The sequence below is a fragment of the Agromyces agglutinans genome, from assembly GCF_009647605.1.
Lineage (GTDB): Bacteria > Actinomycetota > Actinomycetes > Actinomycetales > Microbacteriaceae > Agromyces > Agromyces agglutinans.
The window spans coordinates 1-16,992 of sequence record NZ_WJIF01000013.1 but is presented as its reverse complement, the minus strand read 5'-3'; the positions used below and the strand labels follow the sequence as shown (position 1 = coordinate 16,992).

Here is a 16,992-nt window from a genome sequence, read left to right as displayed (position 1 = left end):
AGGTCAGCTCGTCGGGATCGCCTAGCGGCGACCCTTGACGATCTTCTCCTGGTTGACGTCCTCTTCGGCGATCGCCTCGAACTGCTCGGAGCCGACCGAGGCGAGCGGCTTGCCCTCGCCCGTCTGGAACTCGAGCTTGAACTGGTCGACCGAGGACTCGAGCGTCGCCACCGTCTCATCGGAGAGCACGTTGGTCTCGCGGAGGTCGGTCAGCACCGAGGTGTTGCGGCCGAGGTAGTCGAGGAGTTCGCGTTCGAAGCGCAGAATGTCTTCGACGGGGACCTCGTCGAGCTTGCCGTTGGTGCCGGCCCAGATCGAGACGACCTGCTCCTCGACGGGGTACGGGGAGTACTGCGGCTGCTTGAGCAGCTCGGTCAGGCGCGCGCCACGAGCGAGCTGGCGGCGGCTGGCCGCGTCGAGGTCGGACGCGAACATCGCGAACGCCTCGAGCGAGCGGTACTGGGCGAGCTCGAGCTTGAGCGTGCCGGAGACCTTCTTGATCGACTTGACCTGCGCGTCGCCGCCGACTCGGGAGACCGAGATGCCGACGTCGACCGCGGGACGCTGGTTGGCGTTGAACAGGTCGGACTGGAGGAAGATCTGGCCGTCGGTGATCGAGATCACGTTGGTCGGGATGTAGGCCGAGACGTCGTTCGCCTTGGTCTCGATGATCGGCAGGCCGGTCATCGAGCCCGCGCCGAGCTCGTCGCTCAGCTTCGCGCAACGCTCCAGGAGGCGCGAGTGCAGGTAGAAGACGTCACCGGGGTACGCCTCGCGTCCCGGCGGACGGCGCAGCAGCAGCGAGACGGCACGGTAGGCCTCGGCCTGCTTCGTCAGGTCGTCGAAGATGATCAGGACGTGCTTCGAGTCGTACATCCAGTGCTGGCCGATGGCCGAGCCGGTGTACGGCGCGAGGTACTTGAAGCCCGCGGGGTCGGAGGCCGGAGCGGCGACGATGGTGGTGTACTCCATCGCGCCGGCCTCTTCGAGCGCGCCCTTGACGCCCGCGATGGTCGAGCCCTTCTGGCCGATCGCGACGTAGATGCAGCGCACCTGCTTCGAGGGGTCGCCGCTCTCCCAGTTCGCCTTCTGGTTGATGATCGTGTCGATCGCGATCGCGGTCTTGCCGGTCTGGCGGTCGCCGATGATGAGCTGGCGCTGGCCGCGGCCGACGGGGATCATCGCGTCGATCGCCTTGATGCCGGTCTGGAGCGGCTCGTGCACCGACTTGCGCTGCATGACGCCGGGCGCCTGCAGTTCGAGGGCGCGGCGGCCCTCGATGCCGGTGATCTCGCCGAGGCCGTCGATCGGGTTGCCCAGCGGGTCGACGACGCGGCCGAGGTAGCCCTCGCCGACGGGCACGGAGAGGACCTCGCCCGTGCGGGTGACCTCCATGCCCTCTTCGATGCCGGTGAACTCGCCGAGCACGACGACGCCGATCTGGTCCTCTTCGAGGTTCTGGGCGAGGCCGAGCGTTCCGTCTGCGAAGCGCACGAGCTCGTTCGCCATCACCGAGGGCAGGCCCTCGACGTGGGCGATGCCGTCACCGGCGTCGGTGACGTACCCGACCTCGGTCTTCTGGGCCGCACCCGGCTCGTAGTCCCGGGCGAACTCCGAGAGAGCCGAACGGATCTCGTCGGGGCTGATGGAGAGTTCTGCCATTGCCATTTCCTTTTCTGAGGGCCAGGCCCTGTCCTGTACCGCTTGTACAGCTACTGGTGTGTCACGGCGCAGGACGCCGGTCGATGTCGTCCGGCGTCAGCCGGCAAGCTTCTGCCTCAGCGAGCTGAGACGGCTGGCGACGCTGCCGTCGATGACGTCGTCGCCGATCTGCACGCGGACCCCGCCGAGGACGGTGGGGTCGACGATGGTGTCGAAACGGATGCCCCGGCCGCCGGTGGCGGCGAGGTTCCGGCCGAGCCGCTCGAGCTGGTCGGCGGTGAGCGGGACGGCCGAGGTCACGGTCGCCACGTCGTAGCCGCGCTCGTCGGCGACCACGGTCGCCGCGTGCTTGAGCATCTCGCCGATGCGACGCCCGCGCGGCTGCAGCACCAGGTGCCGCACGATCACGACGGTCGCGGGCGAGGCCGAGCCGCCGAGCAGGCGCTCGACGAGTCGTTCCTTCGCCTCGGGCGCGCCGAGCTTGGACCCGAGCGCGAGCTCGAGTTCGGCGTCGCCCGCGACCGTGCGGTCGAAGGAGAACAGCTCGGCGTCGAGCTCCGCGGTGCCCGCGGCGGCCGCGGCGAGGCGGAAGCCGAGGTCTTCGAGCCCGGCGAGGAAGTCGCCCTGGCTCGACCAGCGGGCGGATGCCGCGCTGAGCAGCACGGCACGCGCTTCGGCGCCGATGCGGCCGCCGAAGACCGCCTCGACGAGTGCCCGCTTCTGGGCCTCATCGGCCTCGGAGTCGAGCAGCGCCGAACGCAGCTGCGAGGACCGACCGATCACCCGGGCTGCGGCGAGCAGCTCGTCGGCGGCCTGGAGGCCGCCGCCGCCGACGCCGGCGAGCGCGGCGCGGGTGCCGGCGAGGGCCTCCCTCGTTGCGCTACCCATGGATTACTTCGTCCCTCCGGTGGAGGCCTGCTCGGCCTCGAGTTCGGCGAGGAAGCGGTCGACGACCGCCTTCGCCCTCTGGTCGTCGGAGAGCGTCTCGCCGACCACGCCGGAGGCGAGGTCGATCGCGATCGTGCCGACCTCGGAGCGCAGCGACACGAGCGCCGACTGGCGCTCGGCGTCGATCTGCGCCTGGGCGCTCGCGGTGACGCGGGCGGCCTCGGTGACGGCCTGATCCTTCGCCTCGGCGACGATCTTCTTGCCGTCCTCGCGGGCGGTCTCGCGGATGCGACCGGCCTCGGCCCGCGCGTCGGCGAGCTGGGCGGTGTACTCCTCGAGTGCCGCCTCCGCCTTGCGCTGCGCCTCGTCGGCCTTCGCGATGTTGCCCTCGATGGCCTCGGCACGCTCGTCGAGCATCTTCTGCACGCGCGGAAGCACGAACTTCCAGAAGAAGACGAGGATGATCACGAAGCAGACGGACGACCAGATGATGTCGTACCACTCGGGGATCACCGGGCTGCGGGTCTCGCCACCTTCGGTCGCAGCGCTCAGAACTGCATGAAGCACGTTGGCCTCCTGGGTTGGGGCGGTCAGATCAGACGAAGATGAAGTACGTCGCGATGCCGATGAAGGCGAGCGCCTCGGTGAAGGCGATACCGATCCACATCAGGACCTGCAGTCGGCCGGCCAGCTCGGGCTGGCGAGCGACGCCCTCGATCGTCTTGCCGACGACGATGCCGACGCCGATGGCCGGGCCGATCGCCGCGAGGCCGTAGCCGACCGTCGCGATGTTGCCGTTGATCTCAGCGAGAACGGTGGTTGCGTCCACGTTGGGTTTCCTTTCCTAGGGATGTTCGGGCGGGTGCCCGGCTCAGTGCTCTTCTGCGACCGCGAGCTGGATGTAGACCGCGGTGAGGAGGGCGAAGACGTAGGCCTGGAGGACGGCCACGAGGATCTCGAACAGCGTGAACACGAAGCCGAAGGCCAGCGTGCCGACACCGAAGAGCGTGTACCAGCCGCCCGCCGTGAAGAAGAAGAACTGCGTCGCCGCGAAGAAGAGCACGAGCAGGAGGTGACCGACGATCATGTTCATCATGAGTCGCAGGGTCAGCGTGACCGGGCGGATGATGAAGGTCGAGATCAGCTCGATCGGCGTGACGATGATGTACACCGGCCACGGAACGCCCGACGGGAACAGGGAGTTCTTGAAGAAGTTCTTGGGGCTCTTCTTGACGCCCGCGTAGATGAACGTCACGTACGAGACGATCGCGAGCACGAGGGGCACGCCGATGACCGAGGTGCCGGCGATGTTCAGGAACGGGATGATGCCCGTGATGTTCATGAACAGCACCATGAAGAAGATGGTGGTGAGGATCGGCAGGAACCGCTTGCCGTCCTTCTTGCCGAGCAGGTCGTCGGCGATGTTCACGCGGACGACGTCGAGGCCCATCTCGACGAGGCTCTGGAAGCGGCCGGGCACGACGCGCATGCGGCGCGTGCCGAGCCAGAACACCAGGAGGAGGGCGGCGACCGCGACGAAACGGACCAGCATGATGCGGTCGATCTCGAACGGGGTGCCTTCGAAGAGCAGCGCTCCAGGGAAGAATTCGTCGATCGACGGCCCGTGGAATTCACCATCATCGGTTGCAGTCGGAACCAGCAGGTTCGCAGCGGTAGCTAGCAGCGCTATCTCCTGTTTCGGGGCGTGGAGCTCGGCTCTCGCGACGTCGAACATCGGAACACGGTTTCGCACACGCCGGAACGGGCGAAAACCGTAGGGGGATCGCCCATCACTCTAGCAAGACTTCTACGGCTGGACGAATTCACCGGAAGTCCTCCGCTTCACTCCTCCACGGGAGGCTTCGGCAGGTCGACGTCGCTCGCGTACGGAAGCCGCGAACGGGCCACGACGAGCACGTCGACGACGAGCGACGCGATGACGCCCGCGACGATGCTGAGGAAGAGCACGGTGCCGTTCAGCCACGGCGCGTCCCGCAGCACGAGGACGAGCACGATGAAGATCACGAACTTCAGGAGCCAGCCGCCGAGCACGATCCCGAAGAACGCGCCGACGAACACGTCGCTGCCCGAGAAGCGGTTGGCGAGCAGGATGCTCGCCGCCGTGATGCCCATGAACACGACGGCCATCACGGTGCCGACGAGGGCGCTCACGAGCCCGTCGACGCCGGCGAAGACGAAGCCGAGCACGGCCGACACGACGAGGATCACGGCGGCCAGGATGCCGCCCCAGGTGAGCGCCCGCCTGAGGACGGGGTTCGAGGTGGGGGTGCGGCTGGCGCCGGGCGCGTGGGTCATCGGGCTCCGTTCGGGGGTCGCGGAGATTGTACCGGCGCGGCCTCGGCATCGCCTGCGGGCTCGACGAGGTGCTCGTCGGCCGCGGCCAGCTCGTCGGCGCCGGCGAGGTGCGCGGCCTCGCCGCCCTCGACGGGCGCCTCCTCGGCCGCGACGGTGATCCGCTTGCGCCGCCCGAGCGGCGCGAGGGTGACGACCGCGCACACGACGAATCCGACGCCGATGAACGCGAGCGCCCAGCGGGCACTGGTGCCGAGGTACACGGGCAGCACATACGTCAGGAGGCATCCGATGCTCACGACGGCGGTCCACCCGTAGAAGATCAGCACCGCGTGCAGGTGCGAGTGGCCCATGTCGAGCAGGCGGTGATGCAGGTGCTTGCGGTCGGCCGAGAACGGCGACTTGCCCGCCCGCAGGCGGCGCACGACGGCGAGCCCGAAGTCGAGCAGCGGGATCACCAGCACCGCGAACGGCAGGATGATCGGGATGAAGGCGGCGAAGAGGTCTTCGATGCCGACGGCCGCCGGGTTGATCTGCCCCGTGACCGCGATCGCCGAGGTCGCCATCAGGAGGCCCACGAGCAGGGCGCCCGCGTCGCCCATGAACATCTTCGCCGGATGCCAGTTGATCGGGAGGAACCCCGCGAGGGCGCCCACCAGCACGACGGCGATCAGCGAGGCCAGGTTGAAGTAGTTGAACGGCGAGGTCTGCTGCACCAGCAGGTACGTGTACAGGAAGAACACGCCGTTGGCGATGAGGGCGACGCCCGTGACGAGCCCGTCGAGCCCGTCGATGAAGTTCACCGCGTTCATCACGAGCACGATCGCGAAGACGGTGACGACGGCGCTCATCCACGAGGAGCCGACCGAGATGCCGCCGATCGGCAGCGACACGATCGAGACGCCCTGCCACGCGACGAGCCCTGCGGCGATGAACTGCCCGGCGAGCTTGGTCATCCAGTCGAGATCCCACAGGTCGTCGGCGACGCCGAGGAGCACGATCATGAGCGCGGCACCCAGGATCGCGAGCACCTGCGCGGGGTTCTCGAAGATGATCGAGACGATCGCGAAGCGCGTCTGCGAGAGCGTCGAGACGAGCCACGCCGCACCGAACGCAGCGAGGATGCCGATGAAGATCGCGATGCCGCCGAGGCGCGGCGTGGGCCGCGTGTGCACGTCGCGGTCGCGGATCTGCGGGTACAGCTTGAACCGAAGGCCCAGCTTCCAGACGACGATCGAGCAGACGAAGGAGACGAAGGCCGCCAGCAGCGCGAGCGCGACGAAGAGGGTCATGAGTCGGATGCCCCTGCCGAGGCATCCGCCGCGTCGGCAACCGTCTCGCCGGCCGCCGTCTCGTCGGTCGCCGGGGCGCGCAACGCGGCCTCGCCGACGACCTCGACCAGCTGCTCGCGCGTGATCACGCCCGCGCGCACGATGCGGAGGTGGTCGCCGGTGGCGTCGACGATGGTCGACGAGAGATCGCCGGGGCGCTCCCCCACGGCCTCGTACGCCGTGCCGGCGGAGCCGCCGTCGAGGTAGACGGCGACCGAGTCGCCGAGCATCTCGGCCGCGCCCTGCGCGGTCGTCGCGGCGGGCCGGCCCGAGAGATTCGCCGACGAGACCGCGAGCGGGCCGGTCTCGCTCAACAGCTCGAGCGCGATGCGGTGGTCGGGCATCCGCAGGGCGACAGTGCCGCGGGTCTCGCCGAGATCCCATTGCAGCGACGGATGCGCGTGCAGCACGACCGTGAGCCCGCCGGGCCAGAACTCGCCGACGAGCGCCCGCACGGTGTCGGGCACGTCGCGCGCGAGCCCGTCGAGGGTCGGCACGCCCGGAATGAGCACGGGCGGCGGCGACGTGCGGCCACGGCCCTTCGCGTCGAGCAGCCGCTGCACGGCGGCCGGCGCGAACGCGTCGGCGGCCAGCCCGTAGACGGTGTCGGTCGGCAGCACGACGAGCTCGCCGCGGCCGATGGCACCGCGCGCGAGGCGCATGCCCGTGAGGAGGTCGGCGTCAACCGAGCAGTCGTAGATCGCAGTCATGACCGGTCGATTCTAGACCCCGGCCCTTGCCGGTTCCGGGAGGCATCCGTTCGCCGGCGGCCGGCCGCGACGGCGCCGCCGACGTGATCGAGCGGATGCCCCGTGGCGAGGCATCCGCTCGATCGTCGCGGTTCGAGTGCGCCGGACTAGCGGCGGCCGGCCTTGCGGCGGAAGAGCCACGCGCCCCACCAGGCCGCGAACGCGATGATCGCGAGGCACCAGCCGAGTGCCCACCATCCGGAATCCTCCATCGGCGTGCCCATCAGGAAGCTGCGGATCGTCTCGATGACCGGGGTGACCGGCTGGTTCTCGGCGATCCACTGCAGCCACTCGGGCAGCGTCTCGACCGGCACGAATGCGCTCGAGAGGTACGGCAGGAACAGCAGGATGAAGCCGTAGCCGCTCGCGGCGTCGGGGCTGCCCGCTGCGAGGCCGATCGCCGCGAACAGCCACGTGATCGCGAGGATGTAGAGGGCGATCATGCCGATCGCGCCGAGCCATCCCGCGAGGTCGGCCGTCGGGCGGAAGCCCACGAGCACCGCGACGCCGATGACGACGGCGGTCGCGAGGAGGTTGCGGACGACGCTCGCGACGACGTGCCCCGTGAGCACGGCGCCCGCGTGCAGCGGCATCGTGCGGAACCGGTCGATCACGCCGCTCGACATGTCGCGCGCGACGTAGAGGGCGGTCGAGCTCGCGCCGAACCCCGCGCACAGCAGGATGATCCCGGGCACGACGTAGTCGACGTAACCGCCCGACGGGTCGAGCGCGCCGCCGAACACGAACGTGAACAGCAGCATCAGCATGACGGGCAGCATGATCGCCATGAGCAGCGCCTCGCCGTCGCGCAGCGAGTGGGTGAGGCTGCGGCGGATGAACACGGCCTCGGCGGTGAGCGCGCCGAGGCGGGGCCTCGGCCGGAGCTCGTCGGAACGGACCGGGGCGGCGGGGCCGGCGGCGGTGATGACGGTCATGATCAGCCCTTCGATGCGATGAGGTCGGTGGCGGGGTTGCGGTCGCGGCCGTGGCCGGCCGCGGTGATGGCGAGGAAGACGTCGTCGAGGCTGGGTCGGCGCACGATGACGTGGGCGCCCGGCGCGGCGGATGCCGCGTGCCGGTCGAGCTCGTCGACGGCGGCGCGCAGGCCGTGGACGGTGCCGTCGGTCGGCAGCTCGGCGAGCACCTCGTCGTCGGGACCGCGCAGCTCGACGACGTCGCCGCCGATGCGGGCCTTGAGCTCGGCCGCGGTTCCCTCGGCGACGAGGCGCCCGCCGTCGAGGACGGCGATGCGGTCGGCCAGGCGGTCGGCCTCCTCGAGGTACTGCGTGGTGAGGAAGACAGTGGCCCCCGCGGCGGCGATCTCGGCGATCACGGCCCAGAGCTCGAGCCGGCTGCGCGTGTCGAGGCCCGTGGTCGGCTCGTCGAGGAAGAGGACGGGGGTCGGCACGACCAGGCTGAGCGCGAGGTCGAGCCTGCGGCGCATGCCGCCCGAGTAGGTCTTCACCGGACGCTTGGCGGCATCGACGAGGTCGAACCGCTCGAGCAGCTCGCCGGCGCGGGCCCGCGCGCCCTTCGCGTCGAGGCCCGACAGCCGGCCGAGCATCAGCAGGTTCTCGCGGCCGCTGAGCACCTCGTCGACCGCGGCCTGCTGGCCGGTGAGGCTGATGCGGGCGCGCACGGCGTCGGGCTCCGCCGTCACGTCGTAGCCGGCGACCCGGGCCGTGCCCGAGTCGGGCCGGACGAGCGTGGTGAGGATGTTGATGGTGGTCGTCTTGCCGGCGCCGTTGGGCCCCAGCAGCGCGAAGACGGAGCCTTCGGCGACGGCGAGGTCGAGTCCGTCGAGGACCGCCTGCCTGCCGAACCGCTTGCCGAGCCCGTGTACTTCGATGGCCGTCGTCATGGCCCACTCCATTCGTATCGTCTGCGTAACTGGCATACTGTTTAGGTGATGCACTGTGGTTTAAGTAATACACAGTTCTAGACTGTCGTCAACACCATTCGAGAAGCGGAGCCCCAGTGAGCGACGAGCGAGCCGACCCCGAACTGCCCCGCGCCGTCGCCCTCGCGTGGGGCGTGGCCGCGAATCCGCAACGCGGGCCCAAGCGGGAGCTCTCGATCGAGCGCATCGTCGACGCCGCGACCGAGATCGCCGACGCCGAGGGGCTCGGCGCCGTCTCGATGAGCCGCGTCGCCGCATCCCTCGGCTTCACGACCATGTCGCTCTACCGCTACGTCACGAGCAAGGACGACCTGATCCTGCTCATGCAGGAGAGCGCCAGCGAGGTGCCCGTGCCCGACGAGACCCACGAGCACGGCTGGCGCGAAGGCGTCACCGCGTGGGTGCTCGCGATCCGCGCCAATCACCGCGCGCACCCCTGGCTCGTCGACATCCCGATCTCGGGCGCGCCGATCACCCCGAACAGCCTCGTGATCGTCGACTGGTTCCTGCGCGAGGTGCGCGACCTCCCGCTCTCCGACGGCGAGAAGATGTCGGCGCTGCTGCTGGCGACGAGCTACGTACGCGCCACCAGCGCCCAGGAACGCGACCTCGGGGCCGCGGCGGCGGCACCCGACCGGGCGGACATCACCGGCGAGAACTCCTTCGCGGCGCTCGTCGAACTCGTCACCCCCGAACGCTTTCCGTACCTCAGCCCGCTGCTGGCCGCAGGCGGCTACATCGCCCCGCCCGGCACGGGCGACTTCGAATCCGACGACGACTTCGAGTTCGGGCTCGCGCGCATCCTCGACGGCATCGAGTACCACGTCGGCCGGGTCGAGTCGGGTGCGCCCGCGAGCCCGCCGGCCGACCTTCCGCCCCAGCTCGAACTCCCCCGAGACCCCAAGGTGCGCGAAGCGGCCAAGGCCCGTCGCGAGGCCGAGCGCGCCCTTCGCGAAGCGCAGAAGCGCGAGCGCGAGGCCGTGAAGCATGCCCTCGAACGCGAGAAGCACGCCCGCGAGAAGGCCCGGCAGAAGGCGCAGCAGGGCAAGTAGCCGAGTCGCGAGCCGCTCGCGTCGACGCCGCGCGAGGCCGGCGTCAGCGCAGGGCGGTGGTCGCCCGATCGCGCCCCAGCAGGTCGCGGTGGTGTGCGATCGCCCGCCAGCCGTCGTCGGCGAGCAGCTCGGCGACCGCGGCCGACTGGGTCTCGAAGTGCTCGATCACGAGCACCCCGCCCGGCCGCAGCAGGCGCAGCGCCCGCAGGGAGATGACGCGCACGACGTCGAGGCCGTCGGCGCCCCCGTAGAGCGCGACGGCCGGGTCATGGAGGTGCACCTCGGGGTCCTGGGGCAGCTCGGCGGCCGGCACGTACGGCGGATTCGACACCACGACCGCCACGCGCCCGTCGAGCTCCCGGAGCTCCTCGGCCAGGTCGCCGACGACGAGCTCGAGATTGCCGGCTCCCGACTCCTCGACGTTGCGCCGGGCCCACGGCACCGCCTCCGGCGAGCGCTCGACCGCCCAGACCCGGGCGTGCGGCACCTCGATGGCCAGCGCGATCGCGATGGCGCCGCTGCCCGTTCCGAGGTCGACCGCGATCGGCGACGGGTCGGCGTCCGCGCGCAGCGCGTCGATCGCGAGCTGGGCGACCTGCTCCGTCTCGGGCCTCGGGATGAAGACCCCCGGGCCCACGGCGAGCTCGAGCGCCCGGAACGGCGCACGCCCCGTGAGGTGCTGCAGCGGCTCGCGCGCGGCCCGGCGGGCGACGAGCGCGTCGAGCGTCGACGCATCCGTCGCCGTCAGCGTGTCGCCGATCACCAGCCGCGCGGCGACCCCGCCGCGCGAGAGGCCGAGCACGTGGCCGAGCAGAAGGTCGGCGTCGACCTCGGGGTCGGGCACCCCCGCTCCGGCAAGCGCGGCCACGGCCGCGTTGCGCGCCTCGCGCAGGGTCGGGCCCGGGGCATCCGTCGCTCGCGAAGTCACGCAATGGAATGTAACGCACGGTTCCGCGAAAGCCCGCCGCCATAGGCTGAGCCGAGTCCCGCAGACGACCCCGCCCGAAGAGGAGCCCCGCACATGGCACAGGTCTACGACAACATCACCCAGGCCTTCGGCGGAACGCCGCTCGTCCGCCTGAACCGCGTCACCGACGGCGCCGAGGCGACCGTGCTGGCCAAGCTCGAGTTCTACAACCCCTCGTCGAGCGTGAAGGACCGCCTCGGCGTCGGCATCGTCGACGCCGCCGAGGCGTCCGGCGACCTGCAGCCCGGCGGCACCATCGTCGAGGGCACCAGCGGCAACACCGGCATCGCGCTCGCCGCGATCGGTGCAGCGCGCGGCTACCGGGTCATCCTCGCCATGCCGGAGACCATGTCGGCCGAGCGCAAGTCGCTGCTGAAGGCGTACGGCGCCGAGCTCGTGCTCACGCCCGGCTCCGAGGGCATGAAGGGCGCGGTCGCGAAGGCCGAGCAGATCGCCGCCGAGACCCCGGGCGCCATCCTCGCCCGCCAGTTCGAGAACGAGGCCAACGTCGCGATCCACCGCCGCACCACGGCCGAGGAGGTGTGGAACGACACCGACGGCGGCGTCGACATCTTCGTCTCCGGCATCGGCACGGGCGGCACGCTCTCGGGCGTCGGGCAGGTGCTCAAGGAGCGCAAGCCCGAGGTGAAGATCGTCGGCGTCGAGCCGGCCGAGTCGCCCATCCTCAACGGCGGCGCCCCCGGTCCGCACAAGATCCAGGGCATCGGCGCGAATTTCGTGCCCGACGTGCTCGACCGCGACGTCTACGACGAGATCATCGACGTGAACATCGACCAGGCCGTCGCGACGGCGCGCCGCCTCGGCCGCGAAGAGGGCATCCTCGGCGGCATCTCGTCGGGTGCGACCGTGTACGCGGCGGTCGAACTCGCCAAGCGCCCCGAGAACGCGGGCAAGACCATCGTCGTCATCGTGGCCAGCTACGGCGAGCGCTACCTGTCGACGGTGCTGTACGAGGGTCTGCTTGACTGATCGGGTGCCGATCCTCAGAACCCTGAAGGAAGACCTCGTGACCGCCCGCGCCCACGACCCGGCCGCGCGCAGCGATCTCGAGGTCTTCCTCGCGTATTCGGGCCTCCACGCGATCTGGTCGTACCGGCTCGCCCACCGCGTGTGGGTCGCCGGGGCACGCCTTCCGGCGCGGCTGATCTCGCAGGTCACGAGGTTCCTGACGGGCATCGAGATCCACCCGGGCGCGACCATCGGCCGCCGGTTCTTCATCGACCACGGCATGGGGGTCGTGATCGGCGAGACGGCCGTCGTCGGCGACGACGTCATGCTCTACCACGGCGTGACGCTCGGAGGGAAGGCGCCGCGCAACACTCCCCCGGGCACGAAGCGCCACCCGACGCTCGAAGACGGCGTCACCGTGGGCGCGGGCGCGAAGGTGCTCGGCGATATCGTGATCGGCGCTTGGAGCGCCGTCGGTGCGAACGCGGTCGTCACGCACGACGCGCCAGCGCACTCGCTGCTCGTGGGCGTGCCGGCCGTGCCCCGGCCCCTGTCGTCGGCGACCGCCGACTCGGCGCGCGGCGTGCACGACTGGCACTGGCACATCTGACGGGCGCGACGCACGGGCGCGCCGGCCGCGCCGGAGGCGCGCCGCGCCGTGCACGATTCACTGGGCGGCGCGGTACCGCTCGACCGCGCTCAGCCCGGAGGCGAGGGCACCGAACAGCACGCCCGCGATCGGCCAGATGATCCAGGAGATGCCCCAGGCGCTGCCGAGGAAACTCCACGCGAGGAAGATCGCGACCACGAGCGGCCAGTAGAACGCGGCGATCACGCCGACGATGCTGCGCCGCTCATTGCCGGCGTACCCGGCGTACGCGTTGCTGTCGGTCTTCGTGAGGGTCTCGGCGACCGACTGCGCCCAGTTCGCCGAGATGAAGACGACGAGTCCCGTCGCGACCATGATGAGCGTACCGGCGACGGCGACGCCGATCCAGCTGCTCGTCACCGCGGGCTCAGCGAGCAGGCTCATCGCGAGCACCGGGGACGCGGCGAGGATCCAGAGCCCGATGGCGACCTGCAGTGCGGTCGCCCGCTTGGGCGCGAGCTCCGCAGCGAGTTCGTCCGCCCATCGGTCGACGCCGGGAACCCTCGTGAACTCACCCGCCGTGAGCCTGCGGAACCGGGCCAGCTCGTGGTCACGGCGCACGAGCATGAGCACGGCCGCGACGACGACGACCAGCAGGCACGCCAGTCCGATCAGCACTGCGTGGTCTTGTCCGAGCCCGATCGTTCCGCCCGTGCTGAGTGTCACGAGCGCGAGGAGCGGAGCCGGTGAGACGACGAACATCGCCACGGCCGCCGCGAGCCGCGGCTCGGTGCGGCGACGCGCCTCGGCGTACCGCTCGGCCTCGTCGTGCGTGACCGGCGCCGGAACGGGGCTCTTCGCCGGGCCCGCCACGGGGGTCGCCGTGGGCCCCGACATGGCCGACGACACCGGCGTGGACGCGGACGTTCGCGGTGCGATGTCGGCCGAGATGCCCAGTTGCGGTGCGACCTCATCCAGATTGCCGAACTCGGTGATGACCCGGCCGACCGCCTCGTTCTCGCTCAGCCCCGTGGCGAGGTAGCCGGTGTAGGCATCCTCCATCATGGCGTGCAGTTCGGCCTTGGCCTCGAGCATGCGCGGGGTCTGCGGGTAGGCGCTGAACATCGTCTCGAGATAGGCGGTGATGACGTTCATGCTTCGACTCCTTCGATGAACCGGTCGACGACGGATTTCGTATCACGCCATTCGGCGACCTTCTGCTCGAGATGCTCGAGCCCGTTCGCGGTGATCTGGTAGTAGGTGCGTGGCTTGCCCGACGCCGAGGCGCCGGCGTACGACGTGACGAGGCTCGCGCCTTCGAGGCGCTTGACCGCCGTGTAGAGCGTGGTCTGCTTGATCGTGTACTCGGTACCGGTCACGGCGTGGATCTGCTGCGCGAGCTCGTACGCGTACGACGGCCGCTCACGCAGCAGCGAGAGCACCATGAGATCGACGTAGCCGCGGATCGCGTCGGCGCTGATCACGGTGCCCTCCCGGTCGATGTCGCGGATATGTACGACCCTGAACGTACTACGCGTACCGTAGTACGTCAAGCGTGTTGGGTCGACGACGACATCGAGTCGATGTCCTGCGGGGGGGGTGCGGCGTGCGTCACCCGTCAGTGCGCACCGGCGTGTCGCGGTACGCCATGCGGTAGACACCGGTGCGACACCCCTCCGCACCTGATTCGCGGACTCGATCGACGGGCCGCGGGAGGGATCGAGGGACGGGTCAGGCCTGGTCGCCGAGGTCGGCCAGGCGGGCCTCCTCGTCGGCGCGGATGGCCGACTCGATGACGGGCTCGAGGGCTCCGTCCATCACCTGGTCGAGGTTGTACGCCTTGTAGCCGGTGCGGTGGTCGGCGATGCGGTTCTCGGGGAAGTTGTAGGTGCGGATGCGCTCGGAGCGGTCCATCGAGCGGATCTGCGACTTGCGTGCGTCGGATGCCGCGGCCGCGAGCTCCTCCTGCTGACGTGCGAGCAGGCGTGCGCGCAGGACGCGCATCGCCGCCTCGCGGTTCTGCAGCTGCGACTTCTCGTTCTGCATCGACACGACGATGCCGGTAGGTAAGTGCGTGATGCGCACGGCGGAGTCGGTCGTGTTGACCGACTGGCCGCCGGGCCCGCTCGAGCGGTACACGTCGATCTTGAGGTCGTTCTGGTTGATGTCGACCTCTTCGGGCTCGTCGACCTCGGGGAAGACGAGCACGCCCGTCGTCGACGTGTGGATGCGCCCCTGCGTCTCGGTCACGGGCACGCGCTGCACGCGGTGCACGCCGCCCTCGTACTTCAGGTGCGCCCAGACGCCCTGCGACGGGTCCGTCGCGTTCGACTTGATCGCGACCTGCACGTTCTTGTAGCCGCCGAGGTCGGACTCGTCGCGCTCGAGGAGCTCGGTCTTCCAGCCCTTGGACTGCGCGTACTGGATGTACATGCGCAGCAGGTCGGCCGCGAAGAGGGCGCTCTCGGCGCCGCCCTCGCCGCCCTTGATCTCCATGATCACGTCGCGCCCGTCATCGGGGTCGCGCGGGATGAGCAGTCGACGGAGCCTCTCCTGCGCCTCCGCGAGCGCCGCCTCGAGGGCCGGGACCTCCTCGGCGAAGGCGTCGTCCTCCTTGGCGAGCTCGCGCGCGGCCTCGAGGTCGTCGCCGGCCTGCAGCCAGGCCTGGTGGGCGGCGACGATCCTCGACAGCTCGGCGTAGCGCCGGTTCGCCTTCTTCGCACGCGCGGGGTCGGCGTGCAGCGCCGGGTCGGCGAGCTCGTTCTGGAGCTCGCCGTGCTCGGCGATCAGGGCCCGGACGGACTCGAACATCGACTCAGCGGTGGTCGGGCTCGTGGCCGTTGCCGCCCACGGGTGCCGACTTCTGCATGAGCAGGAGGAACTCGGTGTTCGACTGCGACTCGCGCAGGCGGCCGAGCACCGCCTCGAGCGCCTGCTGCGGCTCGAGGCCGGCGAGCGCACGACGCAGCTTCCACGTGATCTTCACCTCGTCGGGCGAGAGCAGCATCTCTTCACGACGGGTCGACGACGCGTTGACGTCGACGGCCGGGAAGATGCGCTTGTCTGCCAGCTGGCGCGAGAGTCGCAGCTCGGAGTTGCCGGTGCCCTTGAACTCCTCGAAGATCACCTCGTCCATCTTCGAACCGGTCTCGACGAGCGCGGTCGCGAGGATGGTCAGCGATCCGCCGTTCTCGATGTTGCGCGCGGCGCCGAAGAAGCGCTTCGGCGGGTACAGCGCCGACGCGTCGACGCCGCCCGAGAGCACGCGACCGGATGCCGGTGCCGCGAGGTTGTACGCACGGCCCAGGCGGGTGATCGAGTCGAGCAGCACGACGACGTCGTGGCCCAGCTCGACGAGGCGCTTGGCGCGCTCGATCGCGAGCTCGGCGACCGTGGTGTGGTCTTCGGCCGGCCGGTCGAAGGTCGAGGCGATGACCTCGCCCTTGACGGTGCGCTGCATGTCGGTGACCTCTTCGGGGCGCTCGTCGACCAGCACGACCATGAGGTGGACCTCGGGGTTGTTGATCGCGATGGCGTTCGCGATCTGCTGCAGCACGATCGTCTTGCCGGCCTTGGGCGGCGCGACGATGAGCCCGCGCTGGCCCTTGCCGATGGGCGCGACGAGGTCGATGATGCGCTGCGTGAGCTTGGTCGGCTCGGTCTCGAGGCGCAGGCGCTCCTGCGGGTACAGCGGCGTGAGCTTCTGGAAGTCGACGCGCGCGGCCGCCTCTTCGCCGGTCTGCCCGTTCACGGAGTCGACCTTGACCAGCGCGTTGTACTTCTGGCGGCTGTTCGCCTCGCCGTCGCGCGGCTGCTTGATCGCGCCGACGACCGCGTCGCCCTTGCGCAGGTGGTACTTCTTCACCTGGCCGAGCGAGACGTAGACGTCGCTCGGGCCGGGCAGGTAGCCGCTCGTGCGCACGAAGGCGTAGTTGTCGAGGACGTCGAGGATGCCGGCGATCGGGATCAGCACGTCGTCGTCGAGGATCTCGGGCTCGACCTCGTCGCCGACGGTGCCCTGACCGCGGCGCTTGCGGTCGCGGTATCGGCTGCGCCGACCGCCCTCGCCGTCGCCCTGCTGGTCGGCACGGCCCTGCTCGCCGCGGCCCTGCTGGTCGCCACGGCCCTGCTGACCGCCCTGGCGGCCCTGCGCCTTGTCGCCGGCGTCGGCACGGTCGCCGCGCTGGTCGTCGCGGTCGCCCTGGCGGCGTGCGTCGCCCTCGCCCTTCTGCACCTCGGCGCCCTTGGGTGCGCCGTCGGCCTTCTGGCCGTCGTGCTTCGGGGCATCGCCCTTCTGGCCGTCGCCCTTCGGGGCGTTGTCGCCCTTCGGCGCGTCGGCGCGCTCGCCGTTGCGCTCACGGTCGCCGCCGCGGCGACCGCGGTTGCGGCTGCGGCCCTGGCGGGGCTGCTCGGCCGGAGCCTCGCCCTCGGCGTCGGCCGGTGCGGCGTCTTCGGTGCGTGCCTGGCCGCCGGTCGCGGCCGCGAGCTCTTCGCGCACGGCGGCGCGCGCCGCCTCGCGGGCAGCCTCGTCGTTCGGGTCGGCGGCAGCGTCGGCCGGCACGAGCGAGACGC

The 16,992-nt window shown here is 70.5% G+C and carries 18 protein-coding genes; 3 read left to right on the top strand and 15 right to left on the bottom strand.

Going from position 1 to position 16,992, the window contains the following annotated elements; translation table 11 throughout:
- Positions 1-21: 21 nt before the first annotated feature.
- From atpA to GE115_RS16420, 10 genes are all read right to left on the bottom strand, one after another.
- Complete coding sequence (gene atpA / locus GE115_RS16465; RefSeq protein WP_153685859.1) at positions 22-1,662, bottom strand: F0F1 ATP synthase subunit alpha; 1,641 nt, start codon at positions 1,660-1,662, stop codon at positions 22-24.
- A 96-nt stretch (positions 1,663-1,758) separates the two neighbouring features.
- On the bottom strand, positions 1,759-2,550 hold the full coding sequence (locus tag GE115_RS16460) for a F0F1 ATP synthase subunit delta (protein WP_153685858.1): 792 nt from the start codon (positions 2,548-2,550) through the stop codon (positions 1,759-1,761).
- A gap of 3 nt (positions 2,551-2,553) precedes the next feature.
- Positions 2,554-3,117, bottom strand: a complete 564-nt coding sequence (locus GE115_RS16455) for a F0F1 ATP synthase subunit B (protein WP_312855282.1) — start codon at positions 3,115-3,117, stop codon at positions 2,554-2,556.
- A gap of 28 nt (positions 3,118-3,145) precedes the next feature.
- The gene (gene atpE, locus GE115_RS16450; RefSeq protein WP_022888426.1) at positions 3,146-3,379 is read right to left on the bottom strand and encodes an ATP synthase F0 subunit C; all 234 of its coding nucleotides are present in this window, start codon (positions 3,377-3,379) and stop codon (positions 3,146-3,148) included.
- 42 nt (positions 3,380-3,421) lie between these two features.
- The gene (gene atpB, locus GE115_RS16445) at positions 3,422-4,285 is read right to left on the bottom strand and encodes a F0F1 ATP synthase subunit A (RefSeq protein WP_153685856.1); all 864 of its coding nucleotides are present in this window, start codon (positions 4,283-4,285) and stop codon (positions 3,422-3,424) included.
- Between the two features lie 107 nt (positions 4,286-4,392).
- A complete protein-coding gene (locus GE115_RS16440) occupies positions 4,393-4,866 on the bottom strand; it encodes a Cg1360 family ATP-synthase-associated protein (RefSeq protein ID WP_153685855.1) in 474 nt (157 codons plus the stop codon).
- Positions 4,863-6,155: an MraY family glycosyltransferase gene (locus GE115_RS16435; protein WP_153685854.1), complete on the bottom strand. Its 1,293-nt coding sequence runs from the start codon at positions 6,153-6,155 to the stop codon at positions 4,863-4,865. Before GE115_RS16435 ends, GE115_RS16440 begins: the two co-directional genes overlap by 4 nt.
- On the bottom strand, positions 6,152-6,904 hold the full coding sequence (locus GE115_RS16430) for an L-threonylcarbamoyladenylate synthase (RefSeq protein ID WP_153685853.1): 753 nt from the start codon (positions 6,902-6,904) through the stop codon (positions 6,152-6,154). The genes GE115_RS16435 and GE115_RS16430 overlap by 4 nt, the downstream gene beginning before the upstream one ends.
- Positions 6,905-7,050: 146 nt before the next feature.
- On the bottom strand, positions 7,051-7,878 hold the full coding sequence (locus GE115_RS16425) for an ABC transporter permease (RefSeq protein ID WP_153685852.1): 828 nt from the start codon (positions 7,876-7,878) through the stop codon (positions 7,051-7,053).
- A gap of 2 nt (positions 7,879-7,880) precedes the next feature.
- Positions 7,881-8,804 carry an ATP-binding cassette domain-containing protein gene (locus GE115_RS16420; protein WP_153685851.1) on the bottom strand — a complete coding sequence of 308 codons (924 nt, stop codon included), beginning with the start codon at positions 8,802-8,804 and terminating at the stop codon, positions 7,881-7,883.
- A 116-nt stretch (positions 8,805-8,920) separates the two neighbouring features.
- Between GE115_RS16420 and GE115_RS16415 the strand changes: the two genes are divergently transcribed.
- Positions 8,921-9,895 (top strand): TetR/AcrR family transcriptional regulator, encoded by a 975-nt coding sequence (locus GE115_RS16415; RefSeq protein WP_312855281.1) that lies wholly within the window; start codon positions 8,921-8,923, stop codon positions 9,893-9,895.
- Positions 9,896-9,938: 43 nt separating this feature from the next.
- Here GE115_RS16415 and prmC read toward each other — a convergent pair whose 3' ends face one another.
- Positions 9,939-10,823 carry a peptide chain release factor N(5)-glutamine methyltransferase gene (prmC, locus tag GE115_RS16410; protein WP_312855280.1) on the bottom strand — a complete coding sequence of 295 codons (885 nt, stop codon included), beginning with the start codon at positions 10,821-10,823 and terminating at the stop codon, positions 9,939-9,941.
- A gap of 93 nt (positions 10,824-10,916) precedes the next feature.
- On the opposite strand from prmC, the gene cysK reads away from it, so the two are divergent.
- Positions 10,917-11,852: a cysteine synthase A gene (cysK, locus tag GE115_RS16405; protein ID WP_153685850.1), complete on the top strand. Its 936-nt coding sequence runs from the start codon at positions 10,917-10,919 to the stop codon at positions 11,850-11,852.
- 4 nt (positions 11,853-11,856) lie between these two features.
- A complete protein-coding gene (gene epsC / locus GE115_RS16400; protein WP_312855279.1) occupies positions 11,857-12,441 on the top strand; it encodes a serine O-acetyltransferase EpsC in 585 nt (194 codons plus the stop codon).
- A 57-nt stretch (positions 12,442-12,498) separates the two neighbouring features.
- Here epsC and GE115_RS16395 read toward each other — a convergent pair whose 3' ends face one another.
- From GE115_RS16395 to rho, 4 genes are all read right to left on the bottom strand, one after another.
- Positions 12,499-13,575 (bottom strand): permease prefix domain 1-containing protein, encoded by a 1,077-nt coding sequence (locus GE115_RS16395; RefSeq protein ID WP_153685849.1) that lies wholly within the window; start codon positions 13,573-13,575, stop codon positions 12,499-12,501.
- Positions 13,572-13,904, bottom strand: a complete 333-nt coding sequence (locus GE115_RS16390) for a PadR family transcriptional regulator (protein ID WP_312855278.1) — start codon at positions 13,902-13,904, stop codon at positions 13,572-13,574. The genes GE115_RS16395 and GE115_RS16390 overlap by 4 nt, the downstream gene beginning before the upstream one ends.
- A 247-nt stretch (positions 13,905-14,151) precedes the next feature.
- Positions 14,152-15,231, bottom strand: coding sequence for a peptide chain release factor 1 (gene prfA, locus GE115_RS16385; RefSeq protein ID WP_153685848.1), 1,080 nt, complete (start codon positions 15,229-15,231; stop codon positions 14,152-14,154).
- Between the two features lie 4 nt (positions 15,232-15,235).
- Positions 15,236-16,992, bottom strand: a 1,757-nt coding sequence (gene rho / locus GE115_RS16380; protein ID WP_153685847.1) for a transcription termination factor Rho, incomplete at its 5' end; no start/stop codon positions are given.